The organism is Massilia sp. Masssp94 (assembly GCF_059491305.1).
In genome coordinates this window covers 4,084,621-4,104,789 of sequence record NZ_CP168501.1, presented here as the reverse complement: position 1 = coordinate 4,104,789, position 20,169 = coordinate 4,084,621, and the positions used below count along the sequence as shown (strand labels likewise).

The following is a 20,169-nucleotide window of genomic DNA, read 5'->3' as shown; positions in this document are numbered from 1 at the left end:
CACATGGCCCCGGTTCCTTTACGACGTACAACGCCTGGATCAACGCTTGCGCGGCGGCGGCAGGTCGGTGCAGACGCCTTCGTAGGCTTCCGCCGCCATGCCGATCGACTCGCCGAGGGTCGGGTGCGGATGGATCGTCTTGCCGATGTCCACGCCGTCCGCGCCCATCTCGATGGCCAGCGCGACCTCGCCGATCATGTCGCCGGCGCTCGTGCCGACGATCGTGCCGCCGATGATGCGGTGAGTCTCGGCGTCGAACAGCAGCTTCGTGAAGCCTTCCGAGCGGCCGTTGGCGACGGCGCGGCCCGATGCGGCCCACGGGAAGTGGCCCTTCTCGACCTTGATGCCCTTGGCTTTCGCTTCGTCTTCCGTCAGGCCGACCCATGCCACTTCCGGATCGGTGTACGCGACCGACGGGATCACCTTCGCATCGAAGTAGGCCTTCTCGCCGTGCGCGGCTTCCGCGGCGACGTGGGCTTCATGCACGGCCTTGTGTGCCAGCATCGGCTGGCCCACCAGGTCGCCAATAGCGAAGATGTGCGGGACGTTCGTGCGCATCTGGCCGTCGACCGGGATGAAGCCACGGTCGGTGACCGCCACGCCGGCCGCTTCCGCGCCGATCTTCTTGCCGTTCGGGCTGCGGCCCACGGCCACCAGCACGAGGTCGTAGACCTGCGCTTCCGGTGCCGGCTGGCCTGCCTCGGCGGCTTCGAACGTGACCTTGATCCCTTCCGGCAGCGCTTCCACGCCGACGGTCTTGGTCTTCAACATGATGTTGTCGAAGCGGGATGCGTTGAACTTCTGCCAGACCTTGACGGCCTCGCGGTCCGCACCCTGCATCAGGCCATCCATCATCTCGACGACGTCGATGCGCGCACCCAGCGTCGAGTACACGGTCGCCATTTCCAGGCCGATGATGCCGCCGCCGATGACGAGCATGCGCTTCGGCACCTGGCGCAGTTCCAGCGCGCCGGTGGAGTCGACGATGCGCGGATCTTCCGGCACGAACGGCAGTTTTACCACAGCCGAACCGGCCGCGATGATCGCCTTCTGGAACGCGACGACCTTCTTCGCGCCGTCGGCAGCCGTCACTTCGATGTGGTTCGGGCTCAGGAATTTACCCACGCCCTGGACGACATTGACCTTGCGCGCCTTGGCCATGCCGGCCAGGCCGCCCGTCATCGTCTTGATGACTTTGTCCTTGTACGCGCGCAGCTTGTCGATGTCGACGTCCGGCTTGGCGAACGACACGCCGAGATCGGCCATGTGCGCCGTCTCGTCCATGATGTGCGCCACGTGCAGCAGCGCCTTGGACGGGATGCAGCCCACGTTCAGGCACACGCCGCCCAGCGTCGCGTACTTCTCGACGAGGACGGTGTTCATGCCCAGGTCGGCCGAGCGGAAGGCGGCCGAGTAGCCGCCGGGGCCGGCGCCCAGCACCATCATCTCGCATTCGACGTCGACCGGGCCGGTGTAGCTGGCCGCGTTCGGAATGGGTGCTGCCGGTGCCGACGGGGTCGGGTGGGCTGGAGCATACGAATCGGCCGGCTTGTTGGCCGGTGCCTGCTCGGCCGCAGCGGGTGCCGGCGCTGCAGCAGGTGCCGCGCCAGCGCCAGCGCCGGCATCGTCGACGGTCAGCAGCAGCGAGCCTTCGCTCACCTTGTCGCCGACCTTGACCTTCAGTTCCTGCACGACGCCGGCGTGGGTCGACGGGATCTCCATGCTGGCCTTGTCCGATTCGACAGTGACCAGCGACTGGTCGACCTTGATGGTGTCGCCGGGCTTGACCATCAGCTCGATGATTTCGACTTCCTTGAAATCGCCGATATTCGGGACTTTGACTTCAACGGTGCTCATGGGCTCTCCTTACAGCAGCGTCTTGCGCAGGTCGGCCAGGACATCGGCCAGGTAGGTCGTGAAGCGGGCGCCGGCGGCACCGTCGATCACGCGGTGATCGAACGACAGCGACAGCGGCAGCATCAGGCGCGGCTGGAAGGCTTTGCCATCCCACACCGGCTTCATCGAGGACTTGGACAGGCCCAGGATCGCGACTTCCGGCGCGTTGATGATCGGGGTGAACGCGGTACCGCCCAGGCCACCCAGCGACGAGATCGTGAAGGTCGCGCCCTGCATGTTTGCCGGCGACAGCTTGCCTTCGCGCGCCTGTGCGGACAGCTCGCCCATCTCGGTGGCGATCTGCGACACGGACTTCTTGTCGGCGTCCTTGATGACCGGGACGACCAGGCCGTTCGGCGTGTCGGCCGCGAAGCCGATGTTGTAGTACTTCTTGAGGATCAGCTGGCCGTTGGCTTCGTCCAGCGACGCGTTAAAGTTCGGGAACTTCTTCAGCGCGGCGACGGAGGCCTTGATCACGAACGCCAGCATGGTCAGCTTGACCGGCGACTTGGCCTTGGCATACGCGGCATTCGATTCGACGCGCAGGTCTTCCAGGTCGGTGACGTCGGCTTCTTCGAACTGCGTCACGTGCGGGATCATGACCCAGTTGCGGTGCAGGTTCGGTCCGGAGATCTTCTTGATGCGCGACAGCGGCTGCGCTTCGGTCTCGCCGAACTTGGAGAAGTCCAGCGACGGCCATGGCAGCAGGTTCAGGCCTGCGCCACCGCCGGCTGCGGCCGGAGCGGCCGTCGGGCCTGCGGCCAGTGCCGACTTGACGAAGCCCTGCACGTCTTCCTGGGTGATGCGGCCCTTCGGACCGGAACCCTTCACCTTGTTCAGGTCGACGCCCAGTTCGCGCGCGAACTTGCGCACGGACGGCGAGGCGTGGGCCGAGGCGAAGCTCGCGGCAGGCGCGGCGGCGGCGGCCGGTGCGGCGGCGGGCGCCGGTGCCGGTGCGGCGGCAGGTGCCGGAGCAGCAGCCGGGGCAGGCGCTGCGGCAGGAGCCGGTGCCGGTGCGGCGGCAGCAGGTGCCGGGGCAGCTTCCGCGCCGCCTGCGGCTTCCTCGAGCAGCAGCACGAGCGAGCCTTCGCCGACCTTGTCGCCGACCTTGACCTTCATTTCCTTCACGACGCCCGCATGGGTCGACGGGATCTCCATGCTGGCCTTGTCCGATTCCACCGTGATCAGCGACTGGTCGACCTTGATCGTGTCGCCCGGCTTGACCATCAGCTCGATGATTTCGACTTCCTTGAAGTCACCGATGTCGGGGACTTTGACTTCCACAATGCTCATGTTTGTTAACTCCGTGTTTTTGTCGTTAGCCGTAGAACCGTCATCCCCGCGCACGCGGGGATCCATGCTGAGTAGCGCGAAGTAGCATACATCAGCGCCTTCGGAAACTCAGCATGGGTACCCGCTTTCGCGGGTACGACGAATCAGAGCATTACTGGGTCACAGGATTCGGCTTGTTCGGATCGATGCCGTACTTGGCGATCGCGTCCGCCACCACCTTCGCGTCGATCTTGCCTTCTTCGGCCAGCGACTTCAGCGCGGCGACCGTGATGTAGTAACGGTTCACCTCGAAGAACTCACGCAGCTTGGCGCGGCTGTCCGAACGGCCGAAGCCGTCGGTACCCAGGACCTTGTACGTGCGGCCGCTCGGGATGTACGCGCGGATCTGCTCGGCGAACAGGCGCATGTAGTCGGTCGTCGCGACGATCGGGCCTTCGGAACCCTGCAGCAGCTGGGTCACGTACGGCAGGCGCGGCGCATCAAGCGGGTGCGTAAGGTTCCAGCGGTCGGCGTCCTGGCCGTCGCGGGCCAGCAGCGTCAGCGACGGGCACGACCACACGTCGGCGGCGACGCCCCAGTCGTTCTTCAGCAGCTCGGCGGCAAACACGGACTCGCGCAGGATGGTGCCGGAGCCCATCAGCTGCACACGCTGCTTGGCGTCTTTATCGCCTTCCTGCAGCAGGTACATGCCCTTGATGATGCCCTCTTCCGTACCCGGCTTCAGGCCCGGCTGCTCGTAGTTCTCGTTCATGATGGTGATGTAATAGAACACATCCTCCTGCTTCTCCACCATGCGGTGCAGGCCGTTCTGGATGATCACCGCCACTTCGTGCGCATAGGTCGGGTCGTACGGGACGCAGGTCGGGATGGTCGCCGCGAAGATGTGGCTGTGGCCATCTTCGTGCTGCAGGCCTTCGCCGTTCAGCGTCGTGCGGCCGGCGGTACCCGCCATCAGGAAGCCACGGGCACGGATGTCGCCGGCCAGCCAGGCCAGGTCGCCCACGCGCTGCAGGCCGAACATCGAGTAGTACGTGTAGAACGGGATCATCACGCGGTTGTTCGTCGAGTACGACGTCGCCGCGGCGATCCACGAGCACATGCCGCCCGCTTCGTTGATACCCTCTTGCAGGATCTGGCCCGCCTTGTCTTCGCGGTAGTACATCACCTGGTCCTTGTCGACCGGCTCGTACAACTGGCCCTGCTGGTTGAAGATACCGATCTGGCGGAACAGGCCTTCCATGCCGAATGTACGCGATTCGTCGACGAGGATCGGGACGATGCGCTGGCCGATGGCCGGATCCTTCAGCAGCGCGGTCAGCGTACGCACATAGGCTTGCGTCGTCGAGATCTCGCGGCCGGCGGCGGTCGGGTCGGTGACGGCCTTGAAGCTCGACAGCGGCGGGACCGGCAGCTTCTCGTCGGCCTGCTGGCGGCGCTGCGGCAGGTAGCCGCCGAGGGCCTTGCGGCGCTCGTGCAGGTATTTCATTTCAGGCGCGTCGTCGGACGGCTTGAAGAACGGGATGTCGGCCAGCTTGTCGTCCGGGATCGGGATGGCGAAGCGGTCGCGCATTTCGCGGATGGCTTCGTCGTCCAGTTTCTTGGTCTGGTGCGCCGTGTTGCGCGCCTCGCCCGACTTGCCCATGCCGAAGCCCTTGACGGTCTTCACGAGCAGCACGGTCGGGGTGCCCTTGTTTTCCTGGGCGTTCTTGAAGGCCGCGTAGATCTTGTGCGGATCGTGGCCGCCGCGGGTCAGGCGCCAGATGTCGTCGTCGGTCATGTTCGCGACCATCTTCAGCAGCTCGGGGTGCTTGCCGAAGAAGTGCTTGCGCACGTACGCGCCGTCTTTCGCCTTGTAGTTCTGGTATTCGCCGTCGACGGTTTCCATCATCACGCGCTGCAGGATGCCGTCCTTGTCCTTGGCCAGCAGGGCGTCCCAGCCCGGGCCCCAGATGACCTTGACGACGTTCCAGCCGGCGCCGCGGAAGTCCGCTTCCAGTTCCTGGATGATCTTGCCGTTGCCGCGCACCGGGCCGTCCAGGCGCTGCAGGTTGCAGTTGACGACCATGACGAGGTTGTCCAGCTTTTCGCGCGCGGCCATGCCGATCGCGCCCATCGATTCCGGCTCGTCCATCTCGCCGTCGCCGCAGAAGACCCAGACCTTGCGGTTGTCGGTCTTGGCGATGCCGCGGGCTTCCAGGTACTTCAGGAAGCGTGCCTGGTAGATCGCCATGATCGGGCCCAGGCCCATCGACACGGTCGGGAACTGCCAGAAGTCCGGCATCAGTTTCGGGTGCGGGTACGACGACAGGCCCTTGCCGTCGACTTCCTGGCGGAAGTTCAGCAGTTGCTCTTCGGAGAGGCGGCCTTCCAGGAAGGCGCGGGCGTAGATGCCCGGCGACGAGTGGCCCTGGATGTACAGCAGGTCGCCGCCGTGGTCTTCGGTCTCGGCGTGCCAGAAGTGGTTGAAGCCAATGCCCAGCATGTTGGCCAGCGAGGCGAACGACGAGATGTGGCCACCGAGGTCGCCGTCGAGGCGGTTGGCCTTGACGACCATCGCCATCGCGTTCCAGCGCATCCACGAGCGCAGGCGCTCTTCGTATTCCAGGTTGCCGGGGCAGTGCGCTTCCAGGTGGGCCGGAATCGTGTTCACGTAGGCGGTGTTGCTCGAGAACGGAACGTGGGCGCCGCGGCGGCGCGCCAGATCGACCAGGCGCTCCAGCAGGTAGTGCGCGCGATCGGTACCTTCGAATTCGATGACCGCTTCAAGCGCGTCGAGCCATTCCTTGGTCTCGAGCGTATCCGGGTCGTTGGCGGCTTGTGCCGTCAACTGGTCGAGTTGAGCTGACATTTGCTACGTCTCCTTGAGTGTGGTGCCCCACCCGATCCCGTTTATCCCGGACGTTTGGTGGCGAAAAGACTATCCCTTGAATAAAGCGTGTCGATTCTACCAGTGGAACACTCAATTTTCAAAATATGATATTCAATTTCATAATGTGAGATGAAGGCCATGTAGGACGCATGAAATACGGGTTCCGCCCGACACAGGCACGTCGATAAATATGACAACGAACGCCTCCGGGCGGCGCGCGATACCCTCGTGGGCGCTTATAATTTCGTTTTTTTCCAGCACACGAGCCCCCGCCATGACCGCCCAATTGATCGATGGAGTCAAACTTTCCCAACAACTGCGCGCCGACATCGCCGCCCGCACCGCCGCCCTCACCGCTGCCGGCCACCAGCCCGGCCTGGCCGTGATCATCGTCGGCGACGATCCGGCCAGCCATGTCTACGTGCGCAACAAGGTCAAGGCCTGCGGCGACGTGGGTTTCCACTCCGTGCTGGAAAAGTACGAGGCCGATTTCTCCGAGCAGGCCCTGCTCGACCGCATCGCCGCCCTGAACGCGGATCCGGCCATCCACGGCATCCTCGTGCAGATGCCGCTGCCGAAGCACATCGACGCATCGAAAGTCATCGAAGCCATCGCGACCAGCAAGGACGTGGACGGCTACTCGGTGCTGTCCGCCGGCGAACTGATGGCCGGCCTGGAAGGCTTCCGCCCGTGCACCCCGTACGGCTGCATGAAGCTGATCGAGACGACCGGCGTGAACCTGCGCGGCAAGCATGCCGTCGTGATCGGCCGCAGCAACACGGTCGGCAAGCCGATGGCGCTGCTGCTCTTGCAACAGAATGCCACCGTCACCATCTGCCATAGCGGTACGCCGGACCTGGGCTACCACACCCGCCAGGCAGACGTCGTCGTGGCCGCCGTCGGCCGCCGCAACACGCTGACGGGCGACATGGTCAAGCCGGGCGCCATCGTCATCGACGTGGGCATCAACCGCAACGACGAAGGCAAGCTGTGCGGCGACGTCGACTTCGACAGCGTCAAGGAAGTCGCCGGCCACATCACGCCGGTGCCGGGTGGCGTGGGTCCGATGACCATCACCATGCTGCTGCAGAATACGCTGGAGTCGGCCGAGCGCGTGGCCAAGCGCGCATAAGCGCCGTAAATGGCTGGCCCGGGTAAGATGGCGGTGAGATTGAATATCAAAGGAATCAGAACATGACGACCGAAACGACCAATCCCCTCCTCGACTTTTCCGGGCTGCCCCGGTTCGACCTGATCCGTCCCGAGCATGTGACGCCGGCGATCGAGCAACTGATCGCCGAAGCACGCACCGCCGTGACCCAGGCCGAAGCACCTACGCAAGGCGCGGTCACGTGGGACAATTTCGTCGTCCCGCTCGAGGAAGCGACGGAACGCCTGGGCCGTGCCTGGGGCGTGGTCAACCACCTGAACCACGTGATGGACACGCCCGAGCTGCGTGCCACCTACAACGAGAACCAGCCGAAGATCACCGAGTTCTGGACGGAGCTGGGCCAGAACGAAGCGCTGTTCGACAAATACAAGCAGCTGCGCGCGAGCGCCGACTTCGCGAACCTGGCGCCCGCCCGCAAGCGCATCGTCGAGAACGCCCTGCGCGACTTCCGCCTGGGCGGCGCCGAGTTGCCGGAGAAACAGAAGGAACGCTTCGCCGAGATCCAGGAAGAGCAGGCAAAACTGTCCACGCGCTTCTCGGAAAACGTGCTGGACGCGACCAACGACTACAAACTGCTCGTCGCCGACGAAGCCGACCTGTCCGGCCTGCCGGACGACGTCAAGGCGGCCGCGCGCGCCGCGGCGGAGCGCGACGGCAAGACGGGCTGGCAATTCAGCCTGCACTTCCCGTCCTATTTCCCGATCCTGCAATTCGCCGACAAGCGCGAGCTGCGCGAACAGATCTACCGCGCCAACGCCACCAAGGCATCCGAGATGGGCGCCGTGTTCTCCGAGCTGGAAAAGTGGGACAACACGGGCAATATCGCCCAGCTGCTGAAACTGCGCGACGAGGAAGCGAAGCTGCTCGACTTCCAGAGCTTCGCCCACGTCTCGCTCGAACCGAAGATGGCCGAGACGCCGGAACACGTGATCGAGTTCCTGGAAGACCTCGCCCGCCGCGCCCGTCCGTACGCCGAGAAGGACCTGGCCGAGCTGCGCGCGTTCGCGAAGGACGAACTGGGCATCGCCGACATGCAGGCGTGGGACGTGACCTATGCGTCGGAAAAGCTGCGCGAGAAGCGCTACGCGTTCTCCGCGCAGGAAGTGAAGGAATACTTCCCGGAGACTAAGGTCGTCGCCGGCCTGTTCGGCCTGATCTCGAAGCTGTTCGACGTGACGATTTCTCCGGACGACGCGCCGGTCTGGCATCCGGACGTGCGTTTCTTCCGCATCGAGAAGAACGGTCAACTCATCGGCCAGTTCTACCTCGACCTGTACGCGCGTCCGGGCAAAGGCCAGGGCGCGTGGATGGACGACGCGCGCGGGCGCAGGCTCACCACGGGCGGCATCGTGCAGACGCCGATCGCGTACCTGACCTGCAACTTCACGCCGCCGGCGGAGGTCGACGGCAAGCTGCAGCCGTCACTGTTCACGCACGATGAAGTGACGACGCTGTTCCACGAATTCGGCCACGGCCTGCACCACATGCTGACGGAAGTCGACGAGCTGTCGGTGTCCGGCATCTCGGGCGTGGAATGGGACGCCGTCGAGCTGCCGTCGCAGTTCATGGAAAACTTCTGCTGGGAGTGGGACGTCCTGCAAGGCATGACGGCGCACGTGAAGACGGGCGAGCCGCTGCCGCGCACGCTGTACGACAAGATGCTCGCGGCGAAGAACTTCCAGTCCGGCATGCAGACGCTGCGCCAGGTCGAGTTCTCGCTGATCGACATGCACCTGCACTACGACTTCGACCCGACCAGCCAGAAGACCGTGCAGGCACTGGTCGACGAGGTGCGCACCAGGTTCGCCGTGCTGATCCCGCCGTCGTTCAACCGCTTCCAGCATTCGTTCGGCCACATCTTCGCGGGCGGTTACGCGGCCGGCTATTACAGCTACAAGTGGGCCGAGGTGCTGTCGGCGGACGCGTATGCCGCGTTCGAGGAAGCCGTCGAAGCGGGCGGCGGTTCGCTGCTCGACGAGACGGGCAAGCGCTTCCACCGCGAGATCCTGGCCGTGGGCGGCTCGCGCCCGGCGCTCGAATCGTTCAAGGCCTTCCGCGGCCGCGAACCGAAGATCGACGCGCTGCTGCGCCATAACGGGATGCAGGCCTGACGCAGATGGGCGCCGCCGCCGCCCTCCTCGTCGTGTCCGCCGCGGCCGCAGCTGCCGCGCACGGCCAGACGTACAAATGGAAGGACGCGGCCGGCGTGACGCATTACAGCGATACGCCGCCGGCCAAGGGGACGGCGCAGGTGCTGCGCCCCGACAGCCGGCCGGAAGCGACGCCGTCGCTGCCTTACGAACTGGCGCGCGCCGTCAAGCTGCACCCCGTGACCCTGTACACGACGGCGCGCTGCGACGCCTGCGACCAGGGCCGCGCCCTGCTGCGCGCGCGCGGCATCCCGTTCGCGGAAAAGACCGTGAACACGGCGGAAGACCGCGAGCAGCTGCAGCGCGCCGGCGGCAAGGACGAGCTGCCGCTGCTCGTCGTCGGCAACCGCCCGGTGACCGGGTTTGCGGCCGGCACGTGGAACGAAGCGCTGGATGCCGCGTCGTATCCACGCAGGTCCGTACTCCCGCCGGGCTACCGGACCGGCGCCAGCGAGGCCGCCGCCCCGGTGCCGCCGCCACGACTGCCGGCGGCACCGGCGCCGGACGAAGCTGCCGCGCAGGCGGAGCGGCAGCAACCGCGCCGGCAGCCGCAGCCGAAGAAAACGCCACCGGATTTCCAGTTCTGATGACTCCGACTTCCATGACCCGGATCGACTTCCACACCAACATCCCCGACAAGCTCAGCTACGTCTGCCGCCTCGCGCGCAAGGCGTACGCGGCGCGCGCGAAGCTCGTCCTGCTGGCCGACAGCCCGGCGCAGGCCGAAGCCCTGAACGAGGCGCTGTGGACGCTGTCCGGCACCGACTTCATCCCGCACGTGATGGCGGGCGATCCCCTCGCGCCGGAGACGCCGGTGATCGTCACCGCCGACGAACGCGTCGAGCTGCCGCACCGCGACATGCTCGTGAACCTGACGCGCCGCACGCCGGCCGGCTTCGAGCAGTTCGCGCGCGTGTTCGAAATCATCTCGACGGACGAGGAAGACGCCGCCGCCGGCCGCGCGCGCTACGTCGCCTACAAGAAGCAGTCCTATCCGTTGACCCACTTCGTGGCGGGGCAATCATGAGCGATATTCCCTTCAACGACGAAAGCATCCCCGTCCTCACCGAGGTCGTGGCCGAGGTCGTGCCCGAAAGCGCGGCGGCACCGGCCGTGGAAGCACAGCCGGAACCGGAGCAGCCCACCCGGCGCGAGCTCGACGACAACGCCTGGCGCGCCCTCGAGGAACGCCTCGTCGCGCGCGTGCTCGACCGGTTGCAGGACCGCGTCGAACTGGTACTGGAAGACCAGGTCCGCAGCAGCATGGCGCCCGTGCTGGACCACGTGGTGACGCGGCTCGCGACGGAATTGCGCGACGGTCTGCAGGTGACGGTCGAGCAGGTCGTCGCGCGCGCCGTCGCGCAGGAACTCACGCACCTGCGCTCGCGCGACTGAACGCTATCGCTCTCGCCATTAGAACGCTTTGCGCGCAGCGTAAATTAGAGTAACTTTGCTCGGCGCACATAACATTCTTCCTGGAGAGAACATGCAGGTCACTACGAAACTCATTCCCTTCGCCATTGCCCTCGCCTTCGCGGGCACGGCGAGCGCGCAGCAAGTGGTCAAGATCGGCCACGTGGCGCCGATCTCCGGCCCCAGCGCCCACCTCGGCAAGGACAACGAGAACGCCGCACGCATGGCGATCGACGAGCTCAACGCGAAGGGCGTCACGCTGAACGGCCAGAAGGTCACGCTGCAACTGATCTCCGAAGACGACGGCGCCGATCCCAAGCAGGGCACGGCGGTGGCGCAGAAGCTCGTCGATGCGAAAGTCAACGGCGTGATCGGCCACCTGAATTCCGGCACCACCGTGCCCGCGTCGAAAATCTACAACGACGCCGGCATCGTGCAGATCTCGCCCGCCACGACGGCTCCCGTCTACACGCGCCAGCACTTCCCGGGCGCATTCCGCGTCGTCGCCAGCGACGCCAAGCTGGGCAGCACGCTGAGCAAGTACGCGATCGACACGCTGCACGCAAAGAACATCGCCATCATCGACGACCGCACGACATACGGCCAGGGCGTCGCGGACGAGTTCGCGAAGGGCCTGAAAAAGCCGGGCATCAAGGTCGTCGGCCGCGAATTCACGAGCGCCACGGCCACCGACTACACGGCGATCCTCACGTCGATCAAGGCCAAGAAGCCGGACCTGATCTTCTTCGGCGGCATGGATTCCGTCGCGGGCCCGATGCTCAAGCAGATGAAGGCGCTCGGCATCACGGCCGTGTTCATGGGCGGCGACGGCATGTGCACGGACGCGCTGGGCCGCCTGGCCGGCGACGGCCTCGGCGAAGGCAAGGTCTATTGCGCGGAAGCGGGCGGCGTGAAAGGTCCGCAGGAAAAAGTCATGGAAGACTTCCGCGCGCGCTACAAGAAGAAGTTCAACATGGACGTGCAGCTGTACGCGCCGTACGTCTACGATTCCGTGATGGTGATGGCAACGGCGATGCAGAACGCGAAATCGGCCGATCCCGCCAAATACCTGCCGGTCCTCAAGAACATCAAGTACGAGGGCGTGACCGGGACAATCCAGTTCGATGCGAACGGCGACATCAAGGATGGCGCGCTGACCCTGTTCACCTACAAGGGCGGCAAGCGGACCAAGCTGGACGTGATCCGCTGAGCGCAATAAAAAAGCGCGCCTGCACATGCATGGCGCGCTTTTTATTGAGCGTCGGATCGCGGGGTTATTTCTGCGCCAGGACCCATTTGACCAGCGTGTGCGCTTCCGCTTCGCTGACTTGCGGGTTGGCCGGCATCGGGACCGGACCCCAGACACCCGAACCACCCTTCAGGACCTTGGCAACCAGCTTGCCTTCGGCATCTTTCTGGCCTGCGTATTTGGCGGCGACGTCCTTGTAGGCCGGGCCGACCAGCTTGGTTTGCACGGAGTGGCAAGCCATGCAATTCTTGGCCTTCGCCAGGGCGGCCGCGTCTTGCGCGAAGGCGCCGGTCGAAGCCAGGGCAGAGACTGCAGCAAACAACATCATGGTACGTTTCATCGACTCTCTCCAGTTGGGGGCATTTCTTTAATTCGAATTCTATCGTGTTTCCCAGCGCATAGCGGCTTGGACATACTTGGTAACGGATGATACAGATTGTCGTTGACCAGATGGCAGTATTCCGTTGCTTATCAGCAGCACTGTTGTAACATGGCCGCTCGAAAGGAATTCCGTCATGCCCCTGATCCTGCTGATCCTCGTCCTCGTCGTCCTGCGCTATTTCGAGGTCTGGCGCTTCGCCGAACTGTCCTGGTGGTGGATCGTCGGCCTGATGGTCGCCGGTTTCATCTGGTTCGAGTTCATCGAAAAGATGCTGGGCCTCGACAAGCGCAAGGCCCACGACCTCGACGAAAAGCGGCGCAAGGAGCGCGTCAAGCAGAGCTTCGGCAAGCGCAAATAAGGCGCAAGTCGTGCGCCCGGGAGCTTAGTGGCGTATAGCGCATGTTCGATCGGCGTATGAACGCGTCAGCAGGTCACCGCCCCCTTGCTCGCCGGCTGCGCAAGCGCCGCAAACTTGGCCAGCACCCCACGCGTATAACGCGGCGCCGGCCGCACCCACGCCGCGCGCCGGCGGGAGATCTCGTCGTCCGGCACGTTCAGCTGGATCAGCTGCCGGTGCGCGTCGATCGTGATCGAATCCCCTTCCTGCACGAGCGCGATCGTGCCGCCCTCGAACGCTTCCGGCGCCACGTGGCCCACGACCATCCCCCACGTCCCGCCGGAAAAGCGACCGTCCGTGACCAGCCCGACGGATTCGCCGAGTCCCTTGCCGATCAGCGCTGCGGTCGGCGCCAGCATCTCCGGCATGCCGGGGCCGCCGCGCGGGCCCAGGTAGCGCAGCACGAGCACGTCGCCCGGGTTGATCTTGTTCGCGAGGATCGTGTCCATCGCACTGTACTCGTCGTCGAACACGCGCGCCGGCCCCGTGATCACGGGATTCTTCAGGCCCGTGATCTTGGCCACGCAGCCCTCCGGCGACAGATTCCCCTTCAGGATCGCCAGGTGGCCTTCGCTGTACAACGCCCGGTCCAGCGGGCGGATGACGTCCTGGCCTTGCGCCGGCACGGACGGCACGTCCGCCAGTTCCTCCGCCAGCGTGCGGCCCGTGATGGTGATGCAGTCGCCGTGCAGCAGGCCCGCGTCCAGCAGCAGCTTCATCACCTGCGGGATGCCGCCCGCCTGGTGCAGGTCCGTCGCGACGTATTCGCCCGACGGCTTCAGGTTGCAGATCACGGGCACCTTGCGGCGCACTCTCTCGAAATCGTCGATCGTCCATTCCACCTCGGCCGCGTGCGCGATGGCGAGGTAGTGCAACACGGCGTTCGTCGAGCCGCCGGTCGCCATGATCACCGCCACCGCGTTCTCGATCGATCGTCTCGTGATGATGTCGCGCGGCTTCAGGTCGCGCTTGACGGCTTCCACGAGCACGCGCGCCGACTCCGCCGCCGATCCCACCTTCTCGTCGTCCGGATTGGCCATCGTCGACGAGTACAGCAGCGACATCCCGAGCGCCTCGAACGACGACGACATCGTGTTCGCCGTGTACATGCCGCCGCACGACCCGGACGACGGGCAGGCATTGCGCTCGATGCCGTCGAAATCCTCCTGGCTCATGCGCCCCGCCGTGAATTCGCCGACGGCCTCGAACGCCGACACGATCGTCAGGTCCTTGCCCTTCCAGTGCCCCGGCCTGATCGTGCCGCCGTACACGTAGATGCCGGGGACGTTCGTGCGCGCCAGCGCGATCATCCCGCCCGGCATGTTCTTGTCGCAGCCGCCGATCACGACGACGCCGTCCATCCACTGGCCGTTGACGCACGTCTCGATGCAGTCGGCGATCACCTCGCGCGAAATCAGCGAGAACTTCATGCCCTCCGTCCCCATCGACATGCCGTCGGAAATGGTGGGGGTGCCGAACACCTGCGGATTCGCACCGGCATCGCGGATGGTGGCGATGGCCACGTCGGCCAGTTTCTGCAGGCCCGAGTTGCAGGGCGTGATCGTGGAATGGCCGTTGGCGACGCCGATCATCGGCTTGTCGAAATCCTCCTTGCGATAGCCCATCGCGTAATACATCGAGCGGTTCGGGCTGCGGGCGACGCCTTCGGTCACGTGGCGGGAACGGCGGTTGTAAGGCATGGTCGGCTCCTGATGGGACGATTTTCCCAGCATGCCGCGCGGACCGGCTCGCGTCAAATGGGCGGTCACGCGTGCTTCTGATATGCTGCGCGAATCACAGACACGCCACCCATACGATGAACATCGAAACGCGCCAGCTGCGCTACTTCGTCACCGTGGCCGAGGAATTGCATTTCGGCCGCGCCGCCGCGCGCCTGCACATGACGCAGCCGCCGCTGTCGCAGGCGATCGCCGCGCTGGAGGACGGCCTCGGCACCGCGCTGTTCCTGCGCAACCGCCGCACGGTCGCGCTGACGCCGGCCGGGAGCGCCCTGCTGCCCGAAGCCCGCCGCATCCTGAACGAGGCCGCCCTGCTGCCCGAACTGGCGCGGCGCGCTGCCAGCGGGGCCGCGGGACGGCTGGCGCTCGCGTTCATCACCTCGGCCGACTACAGCGTGCTGCCGCCGTTCCTGCGCCGCTACAGCGAACGCTATCCGGGCGTGCAGCTGTCGTTGCAGGAAGCGACGTCGGATGTGCAGGTGGACGAACTGCTGCGCGGCCGCATCGACGCCGGCCTCCTGATCCCCCCGCTGCCCGACCGCGCGCGCGCCGAGCTCGATTACATGAAGGTGCTGGACGAGCCGCTGATCCTGTGCGCGCCCGCGGGACTGCTGCGCAAGAAGGGGCCGGTCGCGCTGCGCAACCTGCCCGCCCTGCCATTGATTATTTTTCCGCGCGAGATCTCGCCCGCGCTGCACGACGCCATCCTGTCCTGCTTCCGTGAAGCCGGCATCACGCCGGCCATCGGCCAGCAGGCGATCCAGATGCAAACGATCGTGAGTCTGGTCTCCGCAGGCATGGGGTTGGCACTTGTGCCACAATCCGTGTCGAACCTGATGCGGCCGGGCGTAGAATACCGTGCCCTCGCCGACGCGACCCCGCTGGTCGAGACCGGCATCGCATGGCGCCGCGATAATCCTTCGCCGGTGCTCAAGGGCTTCCTGGAACTACTGAGGACAATTTAATTATGCTCGTTCACCCGCAACCGAACCCGGTCGCCTTCAGCATCGGCCCCGTCGACATCCACTGGTACGGGATCATGTACGTGGTCGCCTTCGCCCTGTTCATCCTGCTCGGCCGCGTCCGCATCAAGACGCAGGCCCACGTGCAGGCGCAGGGCTGGACCAACACCGACCTCGACGACATGCTGTTCTACGGGATGCTGGGCGTGGTGATCGGCGGACGCCTCGGCGAAGTGCTGTTCTACCGCCCGGACTATTATTTCTCGCACCCGGCCGAGATCTTCATGACGTGGCACGGCGGCATGTCGTACCACGGCGGCTTCCTCGGCGTGCTGATCGCGATGGCGCTGTGGGCCAGGAAGCGCGGCCGCAACCTGCTCGACGTGTACGATTTCATCGCGCCCATGGTCCCCATCGGCTATGCGTGCGGCCGTCTCGGTAATTTCATCAACGCGGAGCTGCCGGGCCGCCTGGCCGATCCGAACCTGCCGTGGGCGATGCTGTGGCCGGGCGTGGAAGGGCTGCGCCATCCATCGCCGCTGTACCAGATGCTCGTCGACGGCATCCTCGTCTTCGTGATCATGTGGCTGTTCGCGCGCAAGCCGCGGCCGCGCCTCGCCGTCGGTGCGCTCTACACGCTGCTGTATGGCTGCGCGCGTTTCTTCACGGAGTATTTCCGCGTGCCCGATTGGGAGACGCATGTGATGGGGTTGCCGATCACGTCGGGGCAGGTGTTGTCGCTGCCGATGATCGTGGCGGGGCTGATCATGCTGGGGTGGGCGTATTCAGGTTCAAATAAACGGGCCGTGCACGCCTGAACGTCGTCCCCGCGCAGGCGGGGAGCCAAGTTTTACGCATGTCGATAACGCGTACAAATTGGCCCCCTGCCTTCGCAGGGGCGACGGTTTGAATTACGTGGCCGGGATCGACACGCCCATCAACTCCAGCACCTTGTCCCATTGCGCTTTCGTCACCGGCGAAATGGACAACCTGCTGCCCTTCTGCAGCAGCACCATGTCTTCCAGCGCCGGCACCCCGCGCATCTCGGTCAGCGGCAGATAACGCCCTTCCGTCACCGCCGTCACGTCGACGGAGATCCAGCGCGGCTGCTCGCGCGTCGCCTTCGGATCGAAATAATGGCTGGAAGGGTCGAACTGCGACGCATCGGGATACGCGCCGCTGGCCACCTTCGCGATGCCCGCCACGCCCGGCACCGCGCAACTGGAGTGATAGAACAGGACGCCGTCGCCGACCTCCATCTGGTCGCGCATGAAATTGCGGGCCTGGTAGTTGCGCACGCCGAACCAGGCGACCGTCTTGCCGGGCGCCTTGAGGACGTCGGCGAAACTCACTTCATCGGGTTCGGATTTCATCAACCAGTAGCGCATGCGCGGGTCTCCATTCGTCAGCACAAATGAAAAAGCGGCTGCGAACTTATCGTACGCAACCGCTTCGGAATATATCCCCGCCTGTGCCGTTTTTGCCGGCATCCCGAACCTGATGGCTCAAGGTGGTCGTAGTCAGTTCAATTTCGGGTTCGTCGAACTAGCGACGATCGCGCCCACCAAACATGTTCCACAACCTATGCGAAAGAATGGTTCAAGGAATATATGGCAAATCTCGAACACCGCAGGGTAGACGGCAGTTTACTACGATGGCCGGGCATGTCAAACGTTTTTAGGATCAGGCCAGGTTTTGGTCGGCAGAGAGTGCGGCATCCAACACCGTGTGCATCGCCTCGAGTTTCTGCTTGACTTCCAGGATCGTCAGGTCCGCCAAGGGTCCCTGCGGCGCTTTCACGGACAGGAATTCGGCGGCCACCGACAGCGCCGCCATCACGGCGATGCGGTCCGTGCCCTTGACCTTGCCCGAGTCGCGCAATGCGCACATTTTGCCGTCGAGATAGGCCACGGCTTCGCGCAGCGTCTTCTCTTCGCCGTCGCGGCACGCCAGGCGATACGGCAAGCCCATGATGGTTACGTCCAGTTGGATCATTGCGGGGCCTCGGCGTCGTCGGTCGTCGTTTCGGGCGCGGGTTCGAGGTGCGCCAGCAGGGCTTCGACGCGCTGCTGGGCCGCGATCAGCCGGTTCTTGAAGTCGACGTTTTCCGCGCTGAGCAAGGCGTTCGCCTGGCGCAGCAAATAGTTCTCGCTGCGCAGCGCCTGGGTCAACTGGGCGAGCCGGTCGATCTTATCGGAGAGGTCTTGGAATTCGGAAATCATCCGTAACTATAGGATCGTCTTGAATTTTTCGTCAACAGGCGCGCGCTCCCGTGCGATCGTGCGCCCTGTCGCGGACGTTCGATGTTACCCTCATGTGCTTATGCATTCATCAACCGCCGCCCGGTCGCGCATCCGGCGGCGCGCCTTCCGTATTGTCCCAGCCCGTCCGAATCGGTTGCGAAACCGCAAAAAATTCCGTTAAAACCCGAACACTGTGGCTTGAAATGCCAAATTATCGTCCCTATAATTAGCACTCGTTAGTAGAGAGTGCTAACAAACCTTTCTACGCCGCAGTGAGTCGATCCCGAGGATGGCTGGCTGCGGTCCCTGGATAGCTCGTCAAACCAACTAAAAGGAGTTTTGCATGAACCTTCGCCCATTGCACGATCGCGTGATCGTGAAGCGTCTCGACCAGGAAACCAAAACCGCGTCCGGCCTGATCATCCCCGATGCGGCGGCCGAGAAGCCGGACCAAGGTGAAGTGCTGGCCGTTGGCAACGGCAAAGTGCAAGAGAACGGCAACGTCCGTCCGCTGGAAGTGAAAGTCGGCGACCGCGTCCTGTTCGGCAAGTACTCGGGCCAGGCCGTCAAGGTCAACGGCGAAGAGCTGCTGGTCATGCGCGAAGAAGACATCATGGCCGTCGTGGCCCAGTAATTCGTCCAATAACTTCCTGAAAAATCGGAGAATCAAATATGGCAGCTAAAGATGTAGTGTTCGGCGACGTAGCACGCGCCAAGATGGTCGAGGGTGTCAACATCCTGGCCAACGCAGTCAAAGTCACCCTGGGCCCGAAAGGCCGCAACGTCGTGCTGGAACGTTCGTTCGGCGCCCCGACCGTCACCAAGGACGGTGTCTCGGTCGCCAAAGAGATCGAACTGAAAGACAAGCTCATGAACATGGGCGCGCAGATGGTGAAGGAAGTCGCATCGAAGACCAGCGACAACGCCGGTGACGGCACCACCACCGCGACCGTGCTGGCACAAGCCATCGTCCGCGAAGGCATGAAGTTCGTTGCCGCCGGCATGAACCCGATGGACCTGAAGCGCGGCATCGACAAGGCCGTCGCCGCCACCGTCGAAGAACTGAAGAAGATCGCCAAGCCGACCACGACCTCGAAAGAGATCGCGCAAGTCGGTACCATCTCGGCCAACTCGGATTCGTCCGTCGGCGAGCGCATCGCCGAGGCGATGGAAAAAGTCGGCAAGGAAGGCGTCATCACCGTCGAAGACGGCAAGTCGCTGAACGACGAACTGGACATCGTGGAAGGCATGCAGTTCGACCGCGGCTACCTGTCGCCGTACTTCATCAACAACCCGGACAAGCAGGTTGCCGTTCACGAGAACCCGTTCGTCCTGCTGTGCGACAAGAAGATCTCGAACATCCGTGACCTGCTGCCGGTGCTGGAGCAAGTCGCCAAGGCTGGCCGTCCGCTGGTCATCGTCGCCGAAGACATCGAAGGCGAAGCGCTGGCGACCCTGGTCGTCAACAACATCCGCGGCATCCTGAAGACCGTTGCAGTGAAAGCCCCGGGCTTCGGCGACCGTCGCAAGGCCATGCTGGAAGACATCGCCATCCTGACCGGCGGCCAGGTGATCGCGGAAGAAGTCGGCCTGACCCTGGAAAAGGTCTCGCTGAACGAACTGGGCCAGGCCAAACGTATCGAAGTCGGCAAGGAAAACACCATCATCATCGATGGCGCCGGTGCCGCCGAAGCGATCGAAGCGCGCGTCAAGCAGATCCGCATCCAGATCGAAGAAGCGACCTCGGACTACGACCGTGAGAAGCTGCAGGAGCGCGTGGCCAAGCTGGCCGGCGGTGTTGCCGTGATCCGCGTCGGTGCCGCGACCGAAGTCGAAATGAAAGAGAAGAAAGCACGCGTGGAAGACGCGCTGCACGCCACCCGCGCTGCCGTCGAAGAAGGCATCGTCCCGGGCGGCGGCGTGGCCCTGCTGCGCGCCCGCGCCGCACTGCAGGTCAAGGGCGACAACCCGGACCAGGAAGCCGGCATCAAGATCGTCCTGCGCGCGATGGAAGAGCCGCTGCGCATGATCGTCCAGAACGCCGGTGAAGAGCCGTCGGTCGTCGTCGCCGCCGTCATCGCCGGCCAGGGCAACTACGGCTACAACGCCGCCAACGGCACCTATGGCGACATGGTCGAACAGGGCGTGCTGGATCCGGCCAAGGTCACCCGCTCGGCACTGCAGAACGCAGCGTCGATCGCCGGCCTGATGCTGACCACCGACTGCATGGTCTCGGAAGTCGTCGAAGACAAGCCGGCCGCTGGCGGCATGGGTGGCATGGGCGGCATGGGCGGCATGGGCATGGACGGCATGATGTAACAGCCGGTCCCCGCGCCGTACTACGTCGCACCGGAAGCCCGCAGGGTTCGCGCCCTGCGGGCTTTTTCTTTTGTCCGGACTAACCG

Annotated in this window: 19 protein-coding genes and 1 other RNA gene; 11 read left to right on the top strand and 9 right to left on the bottom strand. The window is 64.5% G+C overall.

What is annotated here, in order from left to right:
* Positions 1 to 39: 39 nt before the first annotated feature.
* From lpdA to aceE, 3 genes are all read right to left on the bottom strand, one after another.
* Positions 40 to 1,857 carry a dihydrolipoyl dehydrogenase gene (gene lpdA, locus ACEN9G_RS18140; RefSeq protein ID WP_413344530.1) on the bottom strand — a complete coding sequence of 606 codons (1,818 nt, stop codon included), beginning with the start codon at positions 1,855 to 1,857 and terminating at the stop codon, positions 40 to 42.
* A 9-nt stretch (positions 1,858 to 1,866) separates the two neighbouring features.
* Positions 1,867 to 3,189 carry a dihydrolipoyllysine-residue acetyltransferase gene (gene aceF, locus ACEN9G_RS18135; RefSeq protein WP_483126818.1) on the bottom strand — a complete coding sequence of 441 codons (1,323 nt, stop codon included), beginning with the start codon at positions 3,187 to 3,189 and terminating at the stop codon, positions 1,867 to 1,869.
* 151 nt (positions 3,190 to 3,340) lie between these two features.
* Positions 3,341 to 6,037 carry a pyruvate dehydrogenase (acetyl-transferring), homodimeric type gene (aceE, locus tag ACEN9G_RS18130; protein WP_413340516.1) on the bottom strand — a complete coding sequence of 899 codons (2,697 nt, stop codon included), beginning with the start codon at positions 6,035 to 6,037 and terminating at the stop codon, positions 3,341 to 3,343.
* A 295-nt stretch (positions 6,038 to 6,332) separates the two neighbouring features.
* On the opposite strand from aceE, the gene folD reads away from it, so the two are divergent.
* The 6 genes from folD to ACEN9G_RS18100 all read left to right on the top strand — a co-directional run bounded on the left by folD (position 6,333) and on the right by ACEN9G_RS18100 (position 12,002).
* Positions 6,333 to 7,190, top strand: a complete 858-nt coding sequence (gene folD / locus ACEN9G_RS18125) for a bifunctional methylenetetrahydrofolate dehydrogenase/methenyltetrahydrofolate cyclohydrolase FolD (RefSeq protein WP_413340518.1) — start codon at positions 6,333 to 6,335, stop codon at positions 7,188 to 7,190.
* A gap of 62 nt (positions 7,191 to 7,252) precedes the next feature.
* Positions 7,253 to 9,340, top strand: a complete 2,088-nt coding sequence (locus ACEN9G_RS18120; RefSeq protein ID WP_413340520.1) for a M3 family metallopeptidase — start codon at positions 7,253 to 7,255, stop codon at positions 9,338 to 9,340.
* 5 nt (positions 9,341 to 9,345) lie between these two features.
* Complete coding sequence (locus tag ACEN9G_RS18115) at positions 9,346 to 9,966, top strand: DUF4124 domain-containing protein (RefSeq protein ID WP_413340521.1); 621 nt, start codon at positions 9,346 to 9,348, stop codon at positions 9,964 to 9,966.
* Positions 9,967 to 9,980: 14 nt separating this feature from the next.
* On the top strand, positions 9,981 to 10,406 hold the full coding sequence (locus tag ACEN9G_RS18110) for a DNA polymerase III subunit chi (protein WP_371763964.1): 426 nt from the start codon (positions 9,981 to 9,983) through the stop codon (positions 10,404 to 10,406).
* Positions 10,403 to 10,774, top strand: a complete 372-nt coding sequence (locus ACEN9G_RS18105) for a DUF2486 family protein (protein WP_413340523.1) — start codon at positions 10,403 to 10,405, stop codon at positions 10,772 to 10,774. The genes ACEN9G_RS18110 and ACEN9G_RS18105 overlap by 4 nt, the downstream gene beginning before the upstream one ends.
* A gap of 91 nt (positions 10,775 to 10,865) precedes the next feature.
* Entirely contained in the window at positions 10,866 to 12,002 is a 1,137-nt protein-coding gene (locus ACEN9G_RS18100; protein ID WP_413340526.1) for a branched-chain amino acid ABC transporter substrate-binding protein, read from the top strand.
* A gap of 64 nt (positions 12,003 to 12,066) precedes the next feature.
* Here ACEN9G_RS18100 and ACEN9G_RS18095 read toward each other — a convergent pair whose 3' ends face one another.
* On the bottom strand, positions 12,067 to 12,381 hold the full coding sequence (locus ACEN9G_RS18095) for a c-type cytochrome (RefSeq protein ID WP_259449906.1): 315 nt from the start codon (positions 12,379 to 12,381) through the stop codon (positions 12,067 to 12,069).
* A 175-nt stretch (positions 12,382 to 12,556) separates the two neighbouring features.
* On the opposite strand from ACEN9G_RS18095, the gene ACEN9G_RS18090 reads away from it, so the two are divergent.
* Positions 12,557 to 12,781 (top strand): TIGR04438 family Trp-rich protein, encoded by a 225-nt coding sequence (locus tag ACEN9G_RS18090; RefSeq protein WP_413340530.1) that lies wholly within the window; start codon positions 12,557 to 12,559, stop codon positions 12,779 to 12,781.
* A gap of 65 nt (positions 12,782 to 12,846) precedes the next feature.
* Here ACEN9G_RS18090 and ilvD read toward each other — a convergent pair whose 3' ends face one another.
* Positions 12,847 to 14,520 (bottom strand): dihydroxy-acid dehydratase, encoded by a 1,674-nt coding sequence (gene ilvD / locus ACEN9G_RS18085; RefSeq protein WP_413340532.1) that lies wholly within the window; start codon positions 14,518 to 14,520, stop codon positions 12,847 to 12,849.
* A gap of 116 nt (positions 14,521 to 14,636) precedes the next feature.
* On the opposite strand from ilvD, the gene ACEN9G_RS18080 reads away from it, so the two are divergent.
* Entirely contained in the window at positions 14,637 to 15,524 is an 888-nt protein-coding gene (locus tag ACEN9G_RS18080; protein WP_483126817.1) for a LysR family transcriptional regulator, read from the top strand.
* Positions 15,525 to 15,526: 2 nt separating this feature from the next.
* Positions 15,527 to 16,339 carry a prolipoprotein diacylglyceryl transferase gene (gene lgt / locus ACEN9G_RS18075; RefSeq protein ID WP_056130620.1) on the top strand — a complete coding sequence of 271 codons (813 nt, stop codon included), beginning with the start codon at positions 15,527 to 15,529 and terminating at the stop codon, positions 16,337 to 16,339.
* A gap of 93 nt (positions 16,340 to 16,432) precedes the next feature.
* Here the strand turns inward: lgt and ACEN9G_RS18070 are convergent, their stop codons facing one another.
* The 4 genes from ACEN9G_RS18070 to ACEN9G_RS18055 form a co-directional block, all read right to left on the bottom strand.
* Entirely contained in the window at positions 16,433 to 16,909 is a 477-nt protein-coding gene (locus tag ACEN9G_RS18070) for an EVE domain-containing protein (RefSeq protein WP_413341502.1), read from the bottom strand.
* A 70-nt stretch (positions 16,910 to 16,979) separates the two neighbouring features.
* Positions 16,980 to 17,160, bottom strand: a non-coding RNA gene (ssrS, locus tag ACEN9G_RS18065) — 6S RNA.
* A 44-nt stretch (positions 17,161 to 17,204) separates the two neighbouring features.
* On the bottom strand, positions 17,205 to 17,516 hold the full coding sequence (locus ACEN9G_RS18060) for a cell division protein ZapA (RefSeq protein WP_056130616.1): 312 nt from the start codon (positions 17,514 to 17,516) through the stop codon (positions 17,205 to 17,207).
* A complete protein-coding gene (locus tag ACEN9G_RS18055; RefSeq protein WP_056130612.1) occupies positions 17,513 to 17,743 on the bottom strand; it encodes a hypothetical protein in 231 nt (76 codons plus the stop codon). Before ACEN9G_RS18055 ends, ACEN9G_RS18060 begins: the two co-directional genes overlap by 4 nt.
* Positions 17,744 to 18,107: 364 nt before the next feature.
* On the opposite strand from ACEN9G_RS18055, the gene groES reads away from it, so the two are divergent.
* On the top strand, positions 18,108 to 18,398 hold the full coding sequence (gene groES, locus ACEN9G_RS18050) for a co-chaperone GroES (protein WP_056130611.1): 291 nt from the start codon (positions 18,108 to 18,110) through the stop codon (positions 18,396 to 18,398).
* Between the two features lie 38 nt (positions 18,399 to 18,436).
* Positions 18,437 to 20,083 (top strand): chaperonin GroEL, encoded by a 1,647-nt coding sequence (gene groL, locus ACEN9G_RS18045; protein ID WP_413341504.1) that lies wholly within the window; start codon positions 18,437 to 18,439, stop codon positions 20,081 to 20,083.
* Positions 20,084 to 20,169 lie beyond the last annotated feature (86 nt).

Coding starts and splice junctions, on each gene's coding strand:
- lpdA (WP_413344530.1), bottom strand. CDS start 1,857: ATGAGCACCGTTGAAGTCAAAGTCCCGAATATCGGCGATTTCAAGGAA.
- aceF (WP_483126818.1), bottom strand. CDS start 3,189: ATGAGCATTGTGGAAGTCAAAGTCCCCGACATCGGTGACTTCAAGGAA.
- aceE (WP_413340516.1), bottom strand. CDS start 6,037: ATGTCAGCTCAACTCGACCAGTTGACGGCACAAGCCGCCAACGACCCG.
- folD (WP_413340518.1), top strand. CDS start 6,333: ATGACCGCCCAATTGATCGATGGAGTCAAACTTTCCCAACAACTGCGC.
- ACEN9G_RS18120 (WP_413340520.1), top strand. CDS start 7,253: ATGACGACCGAAACGACCAATCCCCTCCTCGACTTTTCCGGGCTGCCC.
- ACEN9G_RS18115 (WP_413340521.1), top strand. CDS start 9,346: ATGGGCGCCGCCGCCGCCCTCCTCGTCGTGTCCGCCGCGGCCGCAGCT.
- ACEN9G_RS18110 (WP_371763964.1), top strand. CDS start 9,981: ATGACCCGGATCGACTTCCACACCAACATCCCCGACAAGCTCAGCTAC.
- ACEN9G_RS18105 (WP_413340523.1), top strand. CDS start 10,403: ATGAGCGATATTCCCTTCAACGACGAAAGCATCCCCGTCCTCACCGAG.
- ACEN9G_RS18100 (WP_413340526.1), top strand. CDS start 10,866: ATGCAGGTCACTACGAAACTCATTCCCTTCGCCATTGCCCTCGCCTTC.
- ACEN9G_RS18095 (WP_259449906.1), bottom strand. CDS start 12,381: ATGAAACGTACCATGATGTTGTTTGCTGCAGTCTCTGCCCTGGCTTCG.
- ACEN9G_RS18090 (WP_413340530.1), top strand. CDS start 12,557: ATGCCCCTGATCCTGCTGATCCTCGTCCTCGTCGTCCTGCGCTATTTC.
- ilvD (WP_413340532.1), bottom strand. CDS start 14,520: ATGCCTTACAACCGCCGTTCCCGCCACGTGACCGAAGGCGTCGCCCGC.
- ACEN9G_RS18080 (WP_483126817.1), top strand. CDS start 14,637: ATGAACATCGAAACGCGCCAGCTGCGCTACTTCGTCACCGTGGCCGAG.
- lgt (WP_056130620.1), top strand. CDS start 15,527: ATGCTCGTTCACCCGCAACCGAACCCGGTCGCCTTCAGCATCGGCCCC.
- ACEN9G_RS18070 (WP_413341502.1), bottom strand. CDS start 16,909: ATGCGCTACTGGTTGATGAAATCCGAACCCGATGAAGTGAGTTTCGCC.
- ACEN9G_RS18060 (WP_056130616.1), bottom strand. CDS start 17,516: ATGATCCAACTGGACGTAACCATCATGGGCTTGCCGTATCGCCTGGCG.
- ACEN9G_RS18055 (WP_056130612.1), bottom strand. CDS start 17,743: ATGATTTCCGAATTCCAAGACCTCTCCGATAAGATCGACCGGCTCGCC.
- groES (WP_056130611.1), top strand. CDS start 18,108: ATGAACCTTCGCCCATTGCACGATCGCGTGATCGTGAAGCGTCTCGAC.
- groL (WP_413341504.1), top strand. CDS start 18,437: ATGGCAGCTAAAGATGTAGTGTTCGGCGACGTAGCACGCGCCAAGATG.